General features: G+C 67.1%; 17 protein-coding genes. 5 read left to right on the top strand and 12 right to left on the bottom strand.

Annotation, left to right across the window (positions count from 1 at the left end; all coding sequences use genetic code 11):
* Positions 1 to 3: 3 nt before the first annotated feature.
* The gene (locus tag KOR34_RS27330; protein ID WP_146566585.1) at positions 4 to 1,938 is read right to left on the bottom strand and encodes a C2 family cysteine protease; all 1,935 of its coding nucleotides are present in this window, start codon (positions 1,936 to 1,938) and stop codon (positions 4 to 6) included.
* A 536-nt stretch (positions 1,939 to 2,474) separates the two neighbouring features.
* Here KOR34_RS27330 and KOR34_RS17535 point away from each other — a divergent pair.
* On the top strand, positions 2,475 to 3,101 hold the full coding sequence (locus tag KOR34_RS17535; protein ID WP_146566583.1) for a hypothetical protein: 627 nt from the start codon (positions 2,475 to 2,477) through the stop codon (positions 3,099 to 3,101).
* Between the two features lie 4 nt (positions 3,102 to 3,105).
* On the opposite strand, the gene KOR34_RS17530 is transcribed toward KOR34_RS17535, so the two are convergent.
* Complete coding sequence (locus KOR34_RS17530; RefSeq protein WP_146566581.1) at positions 3,106 to 4,122, bottom strand: DUF1559 family PulG-like putative transporter; 1,017 nt, start codon at positions 4,120 to 4,122, stop codon at positions 3,106 to 3,108.
* A gap of 392 nt (positions 4,123 to 4,514) precedes the next feature.
* Between KOR34_RS17530 and KOR34_RS17525 the strand changes: the two genes are divergently transcribed.
* The 3 genes from KOR34_RS17525 (at position 4,515) to KOR34_RS17515 (ending at position 7,248) form a co-directional block, all read left to right on the top strand.
* Positions 4,515 to 5,588 (top strand): hypothetical protein, encoded by a 1,074-nt coding sequence (locus KOR34_RS17525; RefSeq protein ID WP_146566579.1) that lies wholly within the window; start codon positions 4,515 to 4,517, stop codon positions 5,586 to 5,588.
* A 69-nt stretch (positions 5,589 to 5,657) separates the two neighbouring features.
* Positions 5,658 to 6,428: a PEP-CTERM sorting domain-containing protein gene (locus KOR34_RS17520; RefSeq protein ID WP_146566577.1), complete on the top strand. Its 771-nt coding sequence runs from the start codon at positions 5,658 to 5,660 to the stop codon at positions 6,426 to 6,428.
* 166 nt (positions 6,429 to 6,594) lie between these two features.
* Positions 6,595 to 7,248, top strand: coding sequence for a superoxide dismutase family protein (locus KOR34_RS17515; RefSeq protein ID WP_228714682.1), 654 nt, complete (start codon positions 6,595 to 6,597; stop codon positions 7,246 to 7,248).
* Between the two features lie 80 nt (positions 7,249 to 7,328).
* On the opposite strand, the gene KOR34_RS17510 is transcribed toward KOR34_RS17515, so the two are convergent.
* The 6 genes from KOR34_RS17510 to mnmG all read right to left on the bottom strand — a co-directional run bounded on the left by KOR34_RS17510 (position 7,329) and on the right by mnmG (position 14,990).
* Positions 7,329 to 8,270, bottom strand: coding sequence for a sugar phosphate isomerase/epimerase family protein (locus tag KOR34_RS17510; RefSeq protein WP_146566575.1), 942 nt, complete (start codon positions 8,268 to 8,270; stop codon positions 7,329 to 7,331).
* 94 nt (positions 8,271 to 8,364) lie between these two features.
* Entirely contained in the window at positions 8,365 to 10,275 is a 1,911-nt protein-coding gene (locus KOR34_RS17505; protein WP_146566573.1) for a metallophosphoesterase, read from the bottom strand.
* 147 nt (positions 10,276 to 10,422) lie between these two features.
* Positions 10,423 to 11,127 (bottom strand): hypothetical protein, encoded by a 705-nt coding sequence (locus tag KOR34_RS26785; protein WP_197531524.1) that lies wholly within the window; start codon positions 11,125 to 11,127, stop codon positions 10,423 to 10,425.
* Positions 11,128 to 11,160: 33 nt separating this feature from the next.
* A complete protein-coding gene (locus KOR34_RS17495) occupies positions 11,161 to 12,009 on the bottom strand; it encodes a sensor histidine kinase (RefSeq protein WP_197531523.1) in 849 nt (282 codons plus the stop codon).
* Positions 12,010 to 12,041: 32 nt separating this feature from the next.
* Complete coding sequence (locus KOR34_RS17490; RefSeq protein ID WP_146566567.1) at positions 12,042 to 12,623, bottom strand: response regulator; 582 nt, start codon at positions 12,621 to 12,623, stop codon at positions 12,042 to 12,044.
* Positions 12,624 to 13,112: 489 nt separating this feature from the next.
* Positions 13,113 to 14,990: a tRNA uridine-5-carboxymethylaminomethyl(34) synthesis enzyme MnmG gene (gene mnmG, locus KOR34_RS17485; RefSeq protein ID WP_146566565.1), complete on the bottom strand. Its 1,878-nt coding sequence runs from the start codon at positions 14,988 to 14,990 to the stop codon at positions 13,113 to 13,115.
* A 128-nt stretch (positions 14,991 to 15,118) separates the two neighbouring features.
* On the opposite strand from mnmG, the gene KOR34_RS17480 reads away from it, so the two are divergent.
* The gene (locus KOR34_RS17480; RefSeq protein ID WP_146566564.1) at positions 15,119 to 15,691 is read left to right on the top strand and encodes a DNA-3-methyladenine glycosylase I; all 573 of its coding nucleotides are present in this window, start codon (positions 15,119 to 15,121) and stop codon (positions 15,689 to 15,691) included.
* A 9-nt stretch (positions 15,692 to 15,700) separates the two neighbouring features.
* On the opposite strand, the gene KOR34_RS17475 is transcribed toward KOR34_RS17480, so the two are convergent.
* The 4 genes from KOR34_RS17475 to KOR34_RS17460 form a co-directional block, all read right to left on the bottom strand.
* Positions 15,701 to 16,201, bottom strand: coding sequence for a hypothetical protein (locus KOR34_RS17475; RefSeq protein ID WP_146566562.1), 501 nt, complete (start codon positions 16,199 to 16,201; stop codon positions 15,701 to 15,703).
* An 11-nt stretch (positions 16,202 to 16,212) separates the two neighbouring features.
* Positions 16,213 to 16,572: a hypothetical protein gene (locus KOR34_RS26780; protein ID WP_197531522.1), complete on the bottom strand. Its 360-nt coding sequence runs from the start codon at positions 16,570 to 16,572 to the stop codon at positions 16,213 to 16,215.
* A gap of 88 nt (positions 16,573 to 16,660) precedes the next feature.
* Positions 16,661 to 18,127, bottom strand: coding sequence for a carboxypeptidase-like regulatory domain-containing protein (locus KOR34_RS17465; protein WP_146566557.1), 1,467 nt, complete (start codon positions 18,125 to 18,127; stop codon positions 16,661 to 16,663).
* 92 nt (positions 18,128 to 18,219) lie between these two features.
* Complete coding sequence (locus KOR34_RS17460) at positions 18,220 to 19,464, bottom strand: hypothetical protein (RefSeq protein ID WP_146566556.1); 1,245 nt, start codon at positions 19,462 to 19,464, stop codon at positions 18,220 to 18,222.
* Positions 19,465 to 19,491: the final 27 nt, after the last annotated feature.

The following is a 19,491-nucleotide window of genomic DNA, read 5'->3' as shown; positions in this document are numbered from 1 at the left end:
CGATCACCGCGAACCACGCAGGCCGAAGGCCGACCAGTCGGTCGCCAGCGCGTCGTCGATGGCGGTGATGGTTGTGTCGCGGTCGTTGGTCTCGCGCGTGAGCGGCGGGTCTTCGATGGGCGTCCGCGTGTCGGCCAGGGTGGCGAAGGCGGCCCGCACCGGCGGGGCGAGCGGCGAGCGCTGCAGCCTGGCGCCGGGCGTGTACGGGTTGTCGGGCAGCGGGGTGTCCTCGTACTCGAACAGGCCGCCCTGGAACAGGTTCTCGTTGAGGTTGAGCGGCGGCGACCACCGCACCGCGCGGCCGATGCAGAAGTAGAGCCGCGTCGGGTCGGTGATGTTCTTGTAGCTGCCGTAAGGGTTGCGGAGCCGCAGGCCGGTGAGGTTGTCGTCGTTGTCGCGCAGCACGCTGTCGATCATGAAGATGTGCTGGCCGCGGCGGTAGGTGCTCTGGTTGCCCTCTAGCTCGGGGTCGTCCAGCTGGATCGCGAGGTAGTTGCTGACGTTTGAGCGGGCGCCGGTGTACATGGCGTAGCCGGCCTGCAGCTGGCTGTCGGTCCACGCGAGCAGTTCCTGCACGCCGGCGTTGATCGCGTCCTGCAGGGGGCCGGCGGGCTGGCCGGCGGCGTGCCAGTCGACCACGTCCTGCGGGTCGACCCCGTCGTCGATGGTCCAGTAAGACTTCACCAGGTTAAGCTGCCCGGGCAGCGTCTGGTCGCCGCTGGCGATCGACGCGTAGGTCCCCTGCATGCGGCGGAAGAACGCGAACGCCTTCTCGACGATCGCCACCCACAGCGAGCCCTCCTGCCCGAGCTTCGCGTAGCGGAGCGCGCCGTCGCCGGTGACCCACAGGTCGGCGTCCACGCGGACGTAGACTTCCTGTCCGGCGTCCCAGAAACGCACGGCGTAGGTGCCGTCGCCCAGATCGGTGACCATCTGCCGGATGTAGTCGGGGTACGCGTCGGCCACGGCCGAGAGCGTCGCGACAAAGTAGCAGTCGCCTACGCTCCCCTGGAAGATGTCTTCCTTGCTGGGGCCGCCGCTGGCGAACAGCGGCTGGTCCGCAAAGTTCTGCAGGGACAGCGGCACGGGGTTGTCCTCGTTGATGATCGGCAGCGGGTCGGCCAGCGAGCCGCCGGTGAGCTGCTTGCCGACCGGAGTGCTGGTCGCGCCCTTGTCGAAGCTGTAGCCCATGAACGCGTCGACCTGGTGCACGGCGTTGCTGTTGAGCTCGGCCGGCGACGCGTCGGCCGCCAGGTCGGTGGGGGCCAGCCAGAAGCCGTCCAGGCCAGCGCCGCCGGTCAGCACCGCGTAGCCCCCGGCCAGGCTCACCAGGTGGTCGTCGCCGTCGTCGCCGAAGAGCTGGTCGAACCCCGCCGCGGCGTACAGGCCGTCGTTGCCGGCGCCGCCGCGGAGGATGTCGTCACCCGCCTTGGCGTACAGCTGGTCATCGCCGGCGCCGCCGTGGAGCGCGTCGGGGCCGCTTCCGCCGCGGAGCGTGTCGTCGCCGTCGCCGCCGTAGGCGAGCACCGGGATGGCGGTGTGGTTGTCGAACTGGTCGTCCCCGTCGTAGCCGTGGAACACCACCTTCGCGGGCGAGCCGGCGATAACCTGCGCGTGGGTCTCGACGAAGGTCGGCTGGCCGTCGACCAGCTCGTAGTGGCCCAGGCTGACGATGGTCAGCACGATGGGCGGCGTGTTGATGTCAAACTGCTGCACCACGCGCGACACCTCCGCCTTGTCGGCGAGGTTGGTCCCGTGGATCGTCACCACGTCGCCGTTCTGGTAGATCCCGGCGGCGGGCTGAGAGTAGATGGTCTCATGGTGGTCGGACGGCGGCGTTGTTCCGCCCAGGTCGATCGGCGTGGCGGCGAAGACGATCCGGTCTTCGAGCGGCTCGAAGCGGTGCGTTGAACGGGAGCTTGGACGGGGGCTACGCATGGCGGGACCTCGGGCGAGGCGCGGGGGAGGGGACTCGCTCTGCAAATCACCGTCCGGCGGCGCCGACCGCCACGCAAACCGATACTATGTGAACTTTCGAGTAGAAAACGGCCACCTGCCGTGGTCCAATTAAGGCGTCGCTGCGCGGCGGCTGTGCGGCGGTCGCCTGGGATCCGCCCGTCCGATCTGGGGTGATGGCGGTGGAAGACGCACGGCTGGTTGGTAGGCGGAAGAGATAACTTTTGTCCCTATCGGCGAGTATGGGTGGACAAAAGTCGGCCGACTCAAGAATTGAGGTTTCGTTAGACACTGCTATACAAGCACGAAACGATTCTCGCGCTCCAAGAGCCCCCCGACTTTTGTCCCTAAGGATCGATGTCGTAGAAGGGGACAGAACTACGACCGATGATCCGGGAGCGGGACCGGTGCGAAGGGTACGGCGGGCGTGCTGGGGCGTGCGAGCTCGTCAAGCCGCGGCTCACACCGGGCTTCGTGACCTCAAACGCATGTTAATAACATTTGATGGAGGTGCTGAAGTGCTTGCACGTGTTGGGCTGGTGGTCGTTGCGGGAACGCTGGTTGGTTGCTCGGGCCGGCCGGCGTCGGTTGAGCCGCAGTTTGACCCTGTCGGCATGGCCCAAAAGGCGCTGGCCGCGTACGACGCCGACAGCGACGGCCGCCTGTCCGGCGGAGAGCTCGACGCGGCGCCGTCGATCAAGCAGCACCTGGCGTTGTACGACAAGGACTCCGACGGCGCGATCACGGTAGGGGAGCTGCGGTCGCGGTTCTCCGATTGGGAGTCCGGCGGGGTTGGCTTCCGGCGGCTCGATCTGAAGGTGCTGATGGACGGCCGGCCGCTGGCCGGCGCCGAGGTGACCTTTGAGCCGGAGGTGTTCATGACGAGCTGGGCGAAGCCCGCCACCGCCACGACCGACAGCTCGGGCATGGCGAAGATCAGCGTCTCGGCGGACGACCTGCCGGCGGCGCTCAAGGGCAGGGGCGATGGCATCCGCGGCGTCTGCGTGGGGGCGTACCGGGTGAAGGTTACCCACCCGAGCAAGAAGATCCCCGCCGCCTACCAGGCCGGCGACGCGCTAGGCATCGAGACATCGCGCGAGGGCGCCGGGCCGATCGCCGAGATCGTGGTCAGCTCGCAAGGCTAGCCGGCTATTGGGGGCCGGGGTCCTCGTTGGTGGCCCGATCGTCGCCGCCGTCGGAACGGTGCCCGTTGCGGCGGTGCACCTCCGGGTCGATGTCGTAGGCGATCATGGTCACCGACCCGTCGAGGAACGACATGTGGCACCCGCCGGGGTGCGCGCTGCCGAAGCGGTCCTCAAAGTCCAGGCCGGGCGTGTCCTGGATGGGCGTGCGACTCTCGTCATCGGGGGCGTAGTGGTAAGTGGAACGCGCGAGGTCGTCCTGCAGGCCGCAGTACATGGACCAGTCGTTGCCGTGCTCGTGCCCGTCCTCGTAGTTGTTGGTGTTGATGTTCCGCTCGCCCAGGGCGTAGGTCTTGCTGACGCCGTCGGTCACCGCACGCAGCGGGATGGTGGTGCCTGAGGCGATGATGCCCGAGGTCCAGTTCAGCTTCTGGGGCCAGTTGTCGGCGGCTAGAACCTGTTCTGGCGTGCGCTTAGTCCCGAGGATGCTGACGACATAGTTCTCCAGGTAACGGACGTCGCCGGCGTTGGCGGCGTAGTCGGCCCGCGCGTGGTACGGTGAGCGGCGCGAGTTGAATGCGGCGTGGCCCTGGTCGTTGGGGTAGGGGTTGGGCCCGCGGCGGGTGGGGCAGTTCATCATACCGATGGGCATCTGGTCGCGCTGCTGGAAGACCGGCCACTTGCCTCGGTCGGTGAGCCCAGCGCCCATGTCGCGGATCTGCTGCTCCTCGACGTACGGAAGGATGTTGTAGATCCAACCGCCCGGCTGGTTCTTGCCGAACCCGCGGTCCGGATCGCCGAGCCACTGGCCGAACCAGCCGCCGCTGGGGAGCGAGCTGTGGGTGTCCTGGTGCATCAGCATCGCGAGCGTGAGCTGCTTGAGGTTGTTCTTGCACTGGGACCGCCGCGCCGCCTCTCGCGCCGCTTGCACGGCGGGCAGCAGCAGCGCCACCAGCACGCCGATGATGGCGATCACCACCAACAACTCGACCAGCGTAAAACCAGACCGTGATGTGATTCGCATAGCTGCTTGCGTGTGATGAGTGAGGAGAAGGCGGCCGCGCCGTTCAGGACCGAGGGGCGCTGCGCCTCTTCGATGCTAACAGATCAAACACGGCGTGTCGAAGAACGGCCCGCCGGGAGTTGCGCAGGCGATCAACGCACTTTGCGCATCCGCCAAGTCGTGGGCATGTGTAGTGAAGCAGTTGCTGGCGCTGACGATCTGATAGTATCGAAGTGCGCCGATTTTACTAGTTTGTAGGAGACGCGGCGGTTTACGATCTGAGTATTGGTCTTGCTGCGTTGGCGTCCGCCTGCTGCCCTCATCCTCGACCACGGCGGCGAGCGTCGGCGCGGCTTCCCCGCGAAGTCGAGCAAGCAGAGTCTCCTCACCGCTGGATCGAAAGGCGCCCTGTTGTGCAGCATCATTGGCAGAGGTTCTTGGGGTGTGTGGTTGTGGCCGCGGCGGCTGCGTGGACTAGCGCAGAGGCGGCGGTCACCGTTTCATCGCTGCACGACGCCTCGTTCGACGGGCTTGACGCGTTGATTTCCGACTCGGACCTCATCCAGGGTTTGGTCGACGAGCCCGTCAGCTTCAACGACCCCGGCGTGTACACCAACGTGGGCGACCTCGGTTGGCACCCGGCGAACACCAACCCCGCTGACCACCTGCCGATCTTCACTGACGGGCTGGGCGGGGTCCGCAACCTGGCGGGCCTGCTCAACGAGAACTTCTTGGACGGCGGCAACATGCCGGTGTCCGGCGCGCCGGTGAAGGTGGTGGAGTACGTGCTGGAGTCGCCGTCGGACATCGGCAAGATCAACATCCTGTCGGGCAACCGGCTGAACGCCGACGGCCGCATCTTCATGTCGGTGTCAATCCTGTACTCGACCGATGGGGCGACCTTCCAGGAGCTGGGCTACTTCCAGTCCGACCCATCGGGGGCGGTCAACAACGAGAACTCGCCGGTGGCTCCCTTCGACCCCGCGCAATCGGCGACCCTCACCAGCATCTTTGACGACGCCAACGCGACGATGCTGTCGGGCGTGACGAACATCGAGTTCTCGTTCTACGCCGTCGACAACGACGACGTCGGCCGCCTGGCGGACCCCTTTGACGGCGTGAACCCGTTCACCGGCGAGGACGATGAGCTCTCGCCCGCGTTCAAGTCGCCGCTCATCTGGGAGATCGATGTGCTGCCGCCGACCGAAGGCCTGATTGGCGACTACAACAACGACGGGTTCGTGAACGCGGCCGACTACACCACGTGGCGCGACTCGCTCGACGATTCGGTCGCTCCAGGCGAGGGGGCCGACGGCAACAACAACGGGGTCATCGACCAGGGCGACTACGAACTCTGGCGACAGAACTACGGGCTGTCCGCCACGGCGGTGGGCGCCTCCGCGGCGCCCGAACCGGCGGCCGTGGGTCTGGTCTTGGCGGCGCTGGCCGCCGTGGGCGGCCTTAGGGCCGCGCGGCAACGGCAGTGACTGTCGCGGCTTCTCTCAATTCTCGACTACCTGATCTTCCGCGTCTCTTCACCTTTGAGGGCTTGTCTAATGAAGCGGTTTTGGATTGCTAGTTGTCTGCTAACCGCGGCCGCCACCGCCAATGCGGCCGTCACTTCTTCCACTCAACACGGTCCAGAGTCCGACAGCCTCGACGCCCAGATCGAGAGCGGCGACCTGATCGCCAGCCTGATCGGGACGGAGCTGACCGGCGACCTCGGCTGGCACCCGGCGAACACCGCGCCGGCCGATCAGCTCGCGGCGCTGACCGACGGGGCCGGCATCCTCGGCTCCGGCCTGACCGGCCTGCTGAACGACTTCCCGCCCGCCGGCGAGCCGACCAAGCGGGTGCAGTACGACCTGGCCGCCGCCGCTGACGTTGGCGCCATCAAGGTGCTGACCGGCAACAACGGCAAGGACGGCCGAGTCTTCTCCACGTTCACGGTCTACACGTCGACGGACAACGGCGGCTCGTTTGACTTGCTGGGGTACTTCGAGTCCGACTTGCCCGGGACGGTCAACGCCGGCGACTTCGGTTCGACGCTGGTAACCGTCAACGACGACGCCTCGCCTGTACTGGCGGCCGGCGTGACCAACCTGCAGTTCAACTTCTACGGGGTCGACAACACCGGCGGTCAGTACCGCGACCCGTTCGACGGCGTCAACCCGTTCAACGGCATCGACGACGGCCTGTCCGCGCCGAACACCTCGCCGCTGTTGTTCGAGATTGACGTTGTCCAGGCGGTGCCCGAGCCGGCGTCGGTGCTGCTGCTGGCAGGGCTCGCGGCCGGTGCTTGCGGTCTTGTTCGCCGGCGAGCCTAGGGGCTGGTTGCCGCCGGTCCTCCTTGGTCGCTAATCGCCCAGCACGCCCGCGGTCCTGCCCATCGCAGGGCCGCGGCGAGCGGTTGGCGCGGGGTGTGCGAGTGGAATCATCGTGGGCGATGCCCGCGTCTGTTTGAACATTCCCTCGACCCTGAGGAGGACCACGATGAGATCAATCGAGAACGTGAAAGTGTGGGCGGCGCCGGCGGTGTTGGCTGCGGTGATCCCGCTTGCCGGGTGCGAGATGCCCGCCGAGCACGAGATGCAGAAGCCGGCCCTCGATGAGGGCGGCGAGAAGCTTGGCCCTTCCGGGCACGCCATCGGCGAGCACGCGACGCCCGACCATCAGGCGATGGCGGACGACGTGCAAATGCCTAACTACGGGGTGGTGCAGCTGGCCGCCATGGGCGACAGCGGCGTGACCGGCACGCTCGAGCTGCGTGGCGAGGGGAAGGGTTTCCGCGTGAGCGGCAAGGTCACCGGCCTGACCCCCGGCAAGCACGGCTTCCACATCCACGAGTTCGGCGACCTGCGGTCCGACGACGGCAAGTCCGCCGGCGGCCACTTCAATCCCGAAGGTCATGAGCACGGCGGGCCGGACTCCGAGAAGCGTCACGTGGGCGACCTCGGCAACATCGAGGCCGACGAGAACGGCGAGGCTAACGTCGACGTGAGGGTCGACGAGGCGCCGCTGCACTTTGTGCTGGGCCGCGCGATGGTTGTGCACGCCGGCGAGGACGACCTGAAGAGCCAGCCGTCCGGGGACGCCGGCGCCCGCGTAGCGGTAGGCGTGATCGGCGTCGGCAACGGGTCGATGTAGAACGCCGCTGCAACAACAGCACGAGCAACCGACGCCGGGTCGCTGGGGTCCCAGCGGCCCGGCCGGTTGGCTACTAAGGCTTACGCGCTGAACGCCTTGCGTAGCAGCGCCAAGCTTTTCGGGATAGCGGTGCGGTAGTCTTGTTCGCCTTCGTACTCGAGCGAGACGTAGCCGTGGTAGTCGTGCTCGCGTAGCATGGCGGCGATGCGGGGGTAGTCGAGCTCGAGCGAGTACCACAGTCCGCCGCCGTAGTAGGTCTTGGCCTGCACGAACACGGTCTTGGGCGCCATGAGCTCAAGCTTGTCGTAGGGGTCCTCTAGGAAGTTGCCCGTATCGAGCGTGCACTGCAGCCAGGGGGAGTCGATCGCGTCGACAATCCGTAATACGCCTTCGGGGGTGCGGCCCAGGCCCCAGTGGTTTTCGAGCCCGAGGGTGACGCCGCACTTCTCGGCGGCCGGCAGGCACTTCTCGAGCGACTCGATCACCCAGCCGAAGCCGTCGTCATCGGAATAGCCGGGCAGGCGGGGCTCGATGCCGCGGTTGGCCATCAGGTCGTCGAAGCTCTTACTGGTTCCCCACCGTCCGGTGTTGACCCGCATCGTGGGGATGCCGAGCTGGTAGGCGAGCTCGATCGTGTGGATAGTGTGGTCGATGTTCTTCTGCCGCACCTCCGCGTCGGGCGAGACGAACCCCTGGTGTGTGCTCAGCCCGCACAGGCTGACTCCGTTGACAAATGCCCGCTGCTTGAGCCGCTGCAGGTAGCCGGGGTCTTCGCTTTCCATCTGGATGTGCAGGACCTCGACCGCGTCGAACCCCATGCGGGCGGACTCGTCGATGCACTGTTCGATGGAGAGCTTCGAGTCGTCCTTGAATCGCCAGAACGAGTACGTCGAGACCGCGATCGGGTTGCCGCGCCAACCGCTCGATGATTGCTTGGCGTCCGGCTCAGCGGCGGTCAGGGCGGCGGGCGCCAGTGCGGCGCAGCCGGCGGCGCTGGCGAAGTGTCGGCGGGTGAGGTTCATCGTGCGTCCTGGGGAAGAGGCATAGGTGGGCCGGCGTCTGCACAGCAGCCTAAGCCCTATACCACTAGAACGCAAAGCGTTTCACCGCGGCCGGCTATTCCCGCACGAATTGACCAAAGCCCGTGTTGACGTTCCGCAGCCGGTCGGACCCCCGCCACAGCACCTGGGCCGGGTCCTGGTCGGCGTCGTCGGCGTCGTGCAGGACCAGCGTGCCTGCCACGCTGCCCCACTCCTTGCCCTGGATCTCCTTGAACAGCTTAACCGGGACCGAGAACTCGATGTCGTAGCCCTCATCGGTCAGCTTCGCTTCGGCGTTGACGTTCTTGTAGACCCGGTTGTTGCGCAGGCGGCGGGCGTCGACCTTGGTCTGACCATCTGCGTCGGGAGCGTAGGCGGTGATCGACAGGCCGGTCCGCTTGTAGTCCGCGTTCCGCACCCGGGCGCCCATGCCGCGGGGGTCGATCAGCAGCTCAACCCGGTCGTCGCCGGGGACGACCCGGTCGTCAGTCACGCGGACCCCTACGTAGACCCGGTTGCCCGAGTGGCGGGCGAAGAACCTGGCCGATCCGTCGGTCGGGCCCTGCCAGCTGAGCGGCTCGCCCAGCACCAGCGGCTTCTCGGGCGTCTGTTCGAACGTGCTGGGCCACTCCTCGATCTGGCCGTCGATGGGCGGCAGGTTCGCCAAACCGGGCAGCTCGAACCGGCGGTCGATCACCACCGGCGAGGTCCGCTCGCTCTTCAGCGGCTCGTCGCCCTCGGTGCGGATCGAGGCGGTCAGCGACGTGCGGGCGAGCGAGGTGAACTCCATCGGCTCGGCGAACCGGATGCGGACGCGCTGCTCGACGGCGTCGTTCGGCTGGACGGTCAGCTTGATCCTCAGCGGGTCGACCGTGAGGCCGCGCAGCGGCAGCCCGTCGATCTCGCCCTCTACGACGACGGGCTCCTCGAAGTCGTTGGCTGCCTTCAGGACGACCTCGCCCTCGGAGAAGCCGTCCTCACGCGTGCCGATCAGGATCGGCTCGATCGACAGCGAAGTGTTGGCGAGGAAGCTGTTGAAGCGGTTGATGCCCTCCTCGGTCACCACGCCGGGCTCCAGGATCCCGTCCAGCCGCAGGTTGACCAGGTGCGGCCCGTCCTGTTCCATGGTGAGCCACATCACGTGGTCGAATTCGCCGTACTCGTTGCCCCGCAGCTGCGAGCCGCCGCCGGTGGTGGCGAGCGAGTAGTACTGCTGGCTATTCCGCTGGTACTCAACGTAGTGGTGCACGTGCCCGGCGAAGATGGTGTGCGGGCGGTCAACGAGCAGTTTCTCCGCCCGTTTCCAGTTGGTGCTGTCGGGGTTGCCGGCGGCGATGTCCCGTTCGGCGTACACCCACAGCGGCTTGTGAAGGAACACCAGCGTCCACCTCGCGTCCGCGTGGTCCTCGAGGTCCTGCTCGAGCCAGGCGAGCTGCTCCTCGCTGAGGTGCTGGCTGGGGTCCTCGCTCGACAGGCAGACGAAGTGCACCCGCTGGTAGTCGAACGAGTACCACTCGGCGCCGAAGTGCTCACGCCAGACCTCATGCATCATCGGGTTGGTGAGGTCGTGGTTGCCGGCGACGAAGAAGAACTTCATCTGCATCTGGTCGATGAACCCGAGGAACTCGTCCCACTGCTTCTCGACACGGCTGCGGTCCTGCGAGTAGCCTTCGATTAGGTCTCCCACGGACATGACGAACTGCGGACGCAGCCGGTTAAGCTTGTTGACGGCGTCCATCCAGATCCCAGGCCGATGCCCGCCCGTGCGGTCGGTCATGATGGCGATCTGGAACCGCTCCGGGTCGTCCAGAACCGGTTTGTCGGACCATGGAGTGGGTCCTTCCACACGCGGCAGCACCATCGCCTTGGGCAAGGCGGCGCCGGTCGGTGGAGCAGGGGCCGCGTGGTCGTGATCCTCTCCATCGTGGGACCAGCAGGCGGTGGGGGCAAGGAAGACGACAAACGCGAAATAATGCAGGCGGGACACGGTAGCCTCCTAGGCCGTGGCGTGTGGGTCGGTGAGACCGGCCAACATAGCGAAGCCCGCCGAGCGAAGCGCGAAGAAACGATGAATTGACGCCGGTTCTGCGCGAATGGAGGGACGCGCGTGCGCGGACGGCGGCTCAGCACGGCGTTAGGAGCGCCTAGGCGGAGCAATCGTCGAGCAGTCAGACGCGGCAGACCGCTCGACCAGATCGACCAACTCGTCGAGGCCTTTCCAGCGGCCGGCCAGCCGGCTCACCGCTTCCTTCGCCATCGATGGGCGGCGCCAGAGCCCGCCGAACGCCGCGCCGAGTTTGCCGGCCGTCGATTGTTGCTGCGCGAGGTTTCGCCACTCTGGGTCGGCGTCGTCGGGGGCCGCCTCGACCAATGCCAGGATTGCCAAGGCCAACCCGAGGTCGCAGCACGCCGAAGCGATATCAGCGGGCCAGTCGGCGACTGCGTCTGCTCCGGCGGCGTGGGCGACCATGATCGAAGGTCGGTCAAGCGGAAGCGAGATCTGAGTCGGGGCGCCTAGGGCGTCGCGGACATAGCCGACCGGCGCGGGTCCTAGAGTTGGGGTGGGCTGTCTAGCTGCGGTTGCTATCCCGGCGGCGAGGAGCCAATCAGGGCGGTGGGTGGAACGGACCGTTCGCACGACGCCGGCCCAATCTGGAGCATGTGACCGCGGGCGTACTACCGCGGTGTGCGTGCAGTTCAACTCACCCGTTACTGATACCAGCCCCTCGCCCTCGATGTGGCGGCGGGCGGTCATTCGATCGGCCACGCGGTCGGCCACCCCGGGTTCGGGGGTCAGCACGACTAGTTGCACGTGGGTGTTGGGGACTCGGTCCGCCATCGTGACCTGATGGGGAGGGGCTGGCCGCCGGCGCTAGTCCATCGGGTGGGCGCCGGGCAGCCGCAGGGTGATCACTGCGCCGCGACCCGGCGCGCTCTGGACGTTAATCCGGCCTCCATGCTCGGTAACGATCCGCCAGCACTTGGACAGCCCAAAGCCTAGCCCGCGTCCCGCTTCGCGGCCGCTAAAGAACGGGTCGAACAGGTGCTCCCGGACCTCTGCCGGGATGCCGGGGCCATTGTCGGCGACCTCAAGCTCCGCCCACCCCTCGCCGGTAAAGCGAACCGCCGTGGCGATCTCGCCGCCAGAGTCGAGGGCCTCGACGGCGTTGATCAGGATCGCCGTCACGGCGACCTCGATCTGAACCGGGTCGACCTCGGCGGCGATCTCCCTCTCCGCCGGCGCAAGGTCCAGCAGGATCCCGCGTTCCTCGGCCAGCGGTCGGACCTCGCCGACCACCCGCGCCGCAAGCGCGGTCAGGTCGGTCGTCTCCTTCTGCATCCGCGGCGGGCGTGCGAAGAGCATCAGGTCGGAGATCATCTCGTGCGCCCGCATCGCCTGCCGATGGATAGCGGTGAGCATCCGCCGGTTGGCCTCGTCGCGCTCGGTCCGCAGCAGGGTCTGCGCGCGGGCGGCGATGTTGGCTAGCGGGTTGTTGATCTCGTGGCTGGCGCCGTAGGCGAGCTCCTTCATGGCGTCGAGCTTGGCGTGCTCAACGGCGCGCAGGAACTCGCTGTCGTCGAACGACGTGTGCGGCGCCTTGGCGGGGTGAGGAGCGTCGACGCGCAGCGGCTTAACCGCCGCGACCCGCCGGCCACGGACCGCGGAAGGTTCGCCGAGCGAGGCCCGGCGGGGCAGGGGGGCGGCGGTTCGTCGGGACACTACGCGGGCTCGGGGCATGGGGCGCGGGCGCCTCAGCTTGAGGCCGCGGTCTCGACGTCCAGCAGCTGGCAGACCCGCGTGGTGAGCGCGTCGACGTCGAACGGCTTCTTCATAAAGTCGTTGGCGCCGGCGTCACGCAGCTTCTGGATCTTGTCTTCCTCCACCATGCCCGAGATGCAGATGATCCGCACGTCGTCCATAGTCTTGTCGCCGCGGACGAGCTGGCAGACTTCCAGGCCATTGATGTCCGGCAGCATGATGTCCAGCACCACCAGGTCGGGGCGGAACTCCTTGATCATCATGCCGGCGCCGAAGCCGTTGTTCACGCTGCGGACGTCGAAGCGGCCGTCGCGCTGGAAGTGGTCCACCAGCAGGTCGACCAGGTCCTCGTCGTCGTCGACAATCAGCAGCTTGCGCTTGCCGCTGTCGAGCGCGTCGGTCGGGATGCCGTTGTCACGCATGAACGCGTACAGCTGGTCCCGCGGGATACGGCGGAAGCGGCTGCCCGGCACGCGGAAACCCTTGAGCTGGCCCGAGTCGAAGCAGCGGATGATGGTCTGCTGGCTTACCTTGCAGATCTTGGCGGCTTCGCCCGTTGTAAAGACGGTTTTCATTCGCTTAACCACTCCTCTCCCTAGTGAATGGTGTGACAGTCCGTGCCGCGCCGGCGCCGGTGGGAAAGACGACCGTGGCGTGGTTCAGCAGGCTGACAATCAGGTTCCGGCGGTCAGTCGCCGCGCTGTTTGCGGTCCGCAAGGGCCGCGGACGGAGGGCGTCCGACGGGCGTCTCGCATCCCAATCCCCTAAAGGGACCAAACCCCGGAAGGGAATCTCTCGGGCTTATTGCCCTTGACCTACGGAATTCTACGAGGTTCTGCAAACGGCACGTTCGACCATGCCTGCCCCGGTTGCCTGAATTGCCAGAGGTGAGCGAATTATAACGGGCCAGGGGGCTCAGTCAATATCGATGTTGTTGACGTAAGTTGTTCCGTCATATTGCTTTGTGGCCGACGCGGTGACCCTCGGCGAAAAACCCCACGGCGTGTAACCGCGACGCCCGAGCCGCTGGACACCCGTCTCCGTCGCTGCCAAGAGCGGCTAGCCTACCGCCCCTGCGAGGGTTTCCCACTCGGTTGCAGATTCGCCATCAGCAGCGTGATGTCCGCCGGCGTGATGCCCCGGATGCGGCTCGCCTGGTCGAGGTTGGTGGGGCGGATCACCGTCAGCTTCTCGCGGGCCTCGGCCCGCATGTGGGTTAGCCGCGCGTAGTCGAAGGCGTCCGGGATCCGCTTGTTGGCTAGTCGACGCTGCCGTTCGACCTCGGTCTGCTGGCGGCTGATGTAGCCGGCGTACTTGGTGTCAAAGAGCGCCTGCTGGGCGGCCTGCGGGTCAGCGGCCGCGAGCTCTGGGGCGTGGGGCACGATCGCCTGCCAGTCGACTTCCGGGCGCCGCAACAGCTGTTCTAGCGCGACCCCTTCGTGCCGTGTGCCAGCGAGCAGCTTCGCGATCCGGTCCACCTCATCCAGCTTCTTGCGGAGCCGCTCGATGCGATCCTCGCCTACCAGTCCGACCTGATGGCCCAGCGGAGTCAGCCGCCGGTCGGCGTTGTCCTGCCGCAGCAGCAGGCGGTACTCCGCCCGGCTGGTAAACATGCGGTACGGCTCGTCGACGCCGCGGGTCACGAGATCGTCGATCAGCACGCCGATGTACGCCTGGTCGCGCGACAGCACCAGCGGCTCGCGGTCGGCCACGGCGAGGGCCGCGTTAGCGCCGGCGATCAGGCCCTGTGCGCCGGCCTCCTCGTAGCCGGTGGTGCCGTTGATCTGCCCGGCCAGGTAGAGCCCCGCCACACGTTTGGTCTCGAGGGTCGGTTTGAGCTGCTCGGGCGGGGCGTAGTCGTACTCGACCGCGTAGCCGTACCGCATGATCTGGGCGTCCTCGCAGCCCGGGATCAGCCGGAACATCGAGTCCTGCACGTCGCGCGGCAGGCTGGTGCTGACGCCGTTGACGTACACCTCTTGGGTGTTGCGGCCCTCGGGCTCCAGGAACAGCTGGTGCTGCTGTTTGTCCGCGAACCGCACAATCTTGTCTTCGATTGAGGGGCAGTACCGCGGCCCCGTGCTGTCGATCTGGCCGCTGTACATCGGCGCACGGTGCAGGTTGGCGCGGATCAGATCGTGCACCGCGCTGTTGGTGTAAGTGATGTGGCAGGCAAGCTGCGGCTCGGGGAGCTTGTCGGTGAGGAACGAGAACGGCTGCGGCGCCTCGTCGCCCGGCTGCAGCTCGCACTTGGAGTAGTCGATCGTGCGCCCGTTGAGGCGCGGCGGCGTGCCGGTCTTGAACCGTTCGAGCTGGAAGCCCAGCGCGTGGAGCGCGCCGCTGATGCCGGCGGTGGTTCCTTCGCCGGCGCGGCCGCCGGCGGTCTGGGCCTCGCCGGTGTGCATGATCGCCTGCAGGAAGGTGCCGGTGGTGAGGATCACGGTCGGCGCCAGGTAGTCGGCGCCCCCCTTCACTCGGACCCCCGCCACACGGTGGTCGGAGCCGGATGTTGCCTTGCACTCGCTGGCCGGGAGGGGAGACCCGCCGGAGCAGAGCAGCAGATCGTCGACCGCCTCCTGCCGCAGACTTAAGTTCGGCTGCTCCTCGACAATCCGCTTTACCTCCGCCTGGTAGGCCTTCTTGTCGGCCTGGGCGCGGGGGCTGTGCATCGCCGGGCCCTTCCGAAGATTGAGCATCCGGAACTGGATGCCCGCGGCGTCGATCGCCCGGCCCATCGCCCCGCCGAGGGCGTCAATTTCCCGCACGATCTGGCCCTTCCCAACCCCGCCGATCGCCGGGTTGCAGCTCATCTGCCCGACCGTGTCGAGGTTGGTGGTCAGCAGGGCCGTGCGGGCGCCGATCCGGGCCGCGGCCAGCGCGGCTTCGGTCCCGGCGTGGCCGGCGCCGATGACCAGGACGTCGTATTGGTAGATGGAGGGCATGACCCTTGAAAGTATAATCGCGGCGCCCGGCTGGCTAGGCGCCGCGGGGCGATGCGCTGGGCGAGCGGAGGGGCGGTTTGTCGCCCCGAGCACTCGCGTTTGATTGCCTTGAATTGAGTGAGCACTGCATGCCTCGCTGCCCCTGGGCGGAAGTATCGGACCTCGACCGCGCCTACCACGACGAGGAGTGGGGCGTGCCGATCCGCGGCGACGACCCGCTGCTGTTCGAGATGCTCACGCTCGAGGGCGCCCAGGCCGGGCTGAGCTGGACGACTGTGCTCGCGAAGCGAGAGGGCTACCGCCGCTGCTTCGCCGGATTCGACCCGGTGAAGGTCGCCCGCTTTACGGAGAAGCGGGTGGACAAACTCGTGGCCGACCCGGCGATCATCCGCCACCGCGGCAAGATCGAGTCAACCGTCAGCAACGCCACGGCCGTACTCAATCTGCAGTCCGCCGGCGAGACGCTATCGGACTTCCTGTGGGGGTTCGTCGACGGGGCGCCACGCAAGAACAACCACTGCGAGCTGAGCGAGGTCCCCTCGCAGACGCCCGAGTCAGTCGCGATGAGCAAGGAGCTCAAACGCCGCGGGTTCCGCTTCGTCGGCCCCACCACGTGCTACGCCCTGATGCAGGCGGCCGGGATGGTGAACGACCACCTGGTCAGCTGCCCGCGGCACAAGGCGGTCCGGAAGCTGGGTTAGCATCTCTGGCTACTCGGCGGCGACACGGGTCATCTCGTAGAACGGCTGGGGGTGCTCGTCAAACACCATGTCCCGAAGCTTTATTCCTTTGAAGACGTCTGGCAGCGGCAGCAGCGAATTGAGGTAGTTGAGCGACTTGTCGCCTTTGATCACACGGAGCTTGCCGCCGCGGGCCCAGGTGTGGCACAGGCCGCATAGGGTCGCGGTGTTTGTGACTTTGCCGTCGACGATCTCCTGCACCGCGTAGGCGGGGTGATGACCACAGAACGGAACGTCAGTGCTCGTTGTGAGCTCTTCCTTGAGAAGATTCAGCAGCAGCTTCGCTTCGCTGTCGAGGAGCTTGCGTGTGGCAATCACGTCAGTCTTCTTGTTGCCCCACTCGATGGGCAGTGTGTCTTCGGTCACCGCCACGACCCGGGGATCGAGCATCTGCACGACGTAGCGTGGCTCGGCGCCACTGGCGAGGGACGACGCCAGTTGGATGAAGAGCACCGCGAAGACCGCTCGCATTATCTTGGCCCTCAATCTGGTTGACGCTTGCGGCGGCGCTTGGTCGGCCGCAGCGCCGCTAGCTTCTGACGCACCTGCTCAAGCTCCTGCCGGAAGCCGTCGTTCCCTGGATCCAGCGCGGCGGCCTTGCTGAGCCAGCGTTCCGCTGCCTGCCAGTTCTCGGCGCCCAGGGCCACCTGCGCCCGCCGCCAGTACATCGCGGCCTTGGCCGTCGTTGGCGAGTCTGCCTGCTTGTCCGCGAACCACAGCAGCGCCCCGCAGTGGGGGCAGGTGGCGTCGCCCGGCGGGCGGGTCGGCTCGATGCGCACCTCGTGCCCGCACACCCCGCAGGTGTTGTCGTCGCCTTCGGGAGTGCGGGAAGAGGGCGTCATAGGGTCTTATTCGTAGTTGGCGGTCCGATCTTCGTGGCCGAAGGGCCATTTTTTCCCGGCGACCCTCTCCGGTCGCAGGAATGCCAAACTATGGGCGGTGAAACTTGACGTTGATTGGCCCGTCCCGATGGTCCACCTCAACGGTGATCTCTTTTTCGGAGCTCCATTCGTCGATCACCACCCGCAGCTCATTGCTGCCATGCCCGAGCGGGATCTGGGCTTGGCCGTCTTGATCGGTTTGATACCAGGCGCTCGCCATGGCGAACGGCTCCGTCAGCTCCCCTTCCTGCAGGTAAGGGAACCGAACCTCCCGGCTGAAGTCGACCCAGGCGTTCGCCTGTGGCACGCGTCCCTTGCCGGCGGTGACTGTTACGATCGCGGGGATTGTGGGGTACGCGTGCAGGTCTACGGGTTCTGGGTCCGCGTCGTGCCAGGGGACCACCACGCCCGTCCAGAACTCGCTACCCCACTCGCGGTCGACGGTGGTCATGCCGGTCGCCATCGCAACCGGGGCGTGGTAGGCGAAGCTGCCGTCGGCCTCGACGCGGGAGTAGAAGATGTCGAACCGGCGTCCCGGTCCGCCGCTTGTGCCAGCGACCATCAGGCCCTCAGGGCTGGCGTCACCCGGCAGGTGGACCCGGCCCACAGCGGGGCGACCCAGGTTGCGCCGCCGAACGTGGACAACGGTTTGCCCGTCGGACACCGTGTGGTGGTCGACGTCGTAGCACATCCAATCGGCGCCAACGAGATCGCAGTCGACGTACTCGAGCCCATCGCGGGGCGCCCATGGAAACCGCACCAGGCCCTGCGCATCGGAGGTCAGGTTGGCTTGGGGGACGCTACCGGTGACGATCCAGCCGTGCTTCTTCGTCTTGAATGAGGCGGCGACTTCAACCCCCGCCACCGGCGCCCCCTGTTCGTCCACCATCCGCACAACGTGCTCGGCGACCGGGTGCAGCGTGACGAGGGCGTCCTGCCGGACCGCAGCGCCGTCGGGGGAGCGGCTCCCCCCGACCCCGGCGTCCGGGCTCCAGGCGACGATCGAGTTGACAGCGTGTTCGGCGGGCACGTTGAGCGTCACGGCGCCGGACGCGTCGGTGCGGCCATGCGTTTCGAAGCCCATGCCGGAAGCCATCACCAGCACACCGGCCGTCGAGCCGTGCTGGGCCGTCAGCTGCACCCGCTGCTCTGTTGCTGGCGAGAGCCGCAGGTCGACCGAGTCCTCCGCCGCCAGACGAATTTCCGGTGACGCGATCATCCGCACGGTTTGCTCGCTTCGGTCCGCACTCGCCGCGTGCAAACGCAGGCCATTGCCGAACACGCCGCGGAGCTCGTAGCGGCCTTGGTCGTCGGCGTTGGTGACGCGTCGGGGCTCGTGGAACGAGGCCGTTGCGGCGACGGTCGCTCTTGGCGCGGGCGATCCGTCGGACAGGGTCACCACGCCGTGCACGACGAGCAAACCGTCCACCACCTCCGCGATGCACATCGGCGGCCACAGCACGACCGCCGCCGTCAGGGGCAGCCACAGCGTTGCGGGCGGGCAGCGTCGGTCCATCTCAGGCGCCTCGGTAGGAGGGGGATTGAGCCCCAATCTACCGGTCCGACTGGCCGTTTGCTGCGCAAATCCGCTCCAAGAGCGCCGGCTGCCTACCGCTTGTACTCCACGCCGCCGAACCAGCCGTGCGTCAGCAGGTCGCCGTTGGTGGGGCCGGCGCCGACGAACGCCTCATTGCCCAGCTCCACGCCCGTCAGGTACAGCGCCTGGTAGCCCAGCCGGGCGGTGGCGCACCGGTTGATCTGGTACACGCCGCCCAGCATCGCCTCGCCGATAAACGCCACCCGCATGCGGTCTTCTTCGTAGCCGGTGCGCGACGAGTTGGACGAGAACTGACCCTCGTTAACCGCGGTGGACGGGTCGTCCAACGCCAGGCGGGTGCGGGTTTCGGTGTACATGCTCTCGCGTTTGATGTAGTTGAAGTAGGCGCCGCCGCTGAGGAACCCCTCGACGTGGAAGCGGTTGCCGAGCGTGAAGAAGTCGGCCCGCATGCCCGACTGGATGCCAAGCAGGTGGTTGTCGACCGACACGCCGCGGAGGATGTCCGTCACGTCCAGCGCCGGGTCGCCAACGATGCCGCCGTCGAAGTTTGGCGGGATCTGCGGCGGCTGGGCCGTGTTGTCCAGCAGGTCGCTGACCCGCTCGGTCAAGAGCACGAACCGCCCGCCGCCGAACAGCTTGATCGGGCCGTCGTTGATGGTTTGTCCGTTGACCTCAACCGAGTGCAGCTCCGACCGGTACTTGAGCGACTTCTGGCTCTCGAACCCGGGCGGCGCGGGCAGCGGGCCGGCGAACGGCACGTCGGGGTTGAACGCGTTGGCCTGCCAGTTGAAGATGCCGAGGTAACCGACCTGCATCTCGTAGCCTTTGCACTGCGGCCAGTAGCTCGAAAGCATGACCCGCGCGCCGATCCCCTCACGCATGTTCTCGGTAATCGTGCCCGCGTCGGCGGGGTCGATCACTACCCCGCCAGCGGTGGCGCCCGCGGCCAGCGTGTCGAGGTCGATGTTCTCACGGAACATGAACACGGCGTCTAGCCGGCTCGTCCAGCGCGGGCCGACGAGGAAGTCGTCGCAGCGGCCGGGGCCGGTGCGGAACGGCGAGCCGCCGGCGCCCCATCCCCAGTCGCACGCGCCAGAGCAGGCCTCGCCGCGCGCCGCGGAGAGCTGGGCGGCGAAGTCGTTGCCGGGGTAGGCGGTGCTGGCGGTCGAGGCCAGTGGCGCGCCGTACTGGTACTCCACCGCGCCGGGCTGCTCGGCCCCTGCGCGTGAGAGGCAGGCCGAGCCGGCGAACAGGACGGCGATCGCAGCGACAAACCGCGCGAGTGATATAGGCATTTCCCGGTCCTTGGGCTTCGCTTGCGG

Source organism: Posidoniimonas corsicana (assembly GCF_007859765.1).
In the GTDB taxonomy this organism is placed as follows: Bacteria; Planctomycetota; Planctomycetia; order Pirellulales; family Lacipirellulaceae; genus Posidoniimonas; species Posidoniimonas corsicana.
This window is presented reverse-complemented; position numbering and strand designations above follow the sequence as displayed.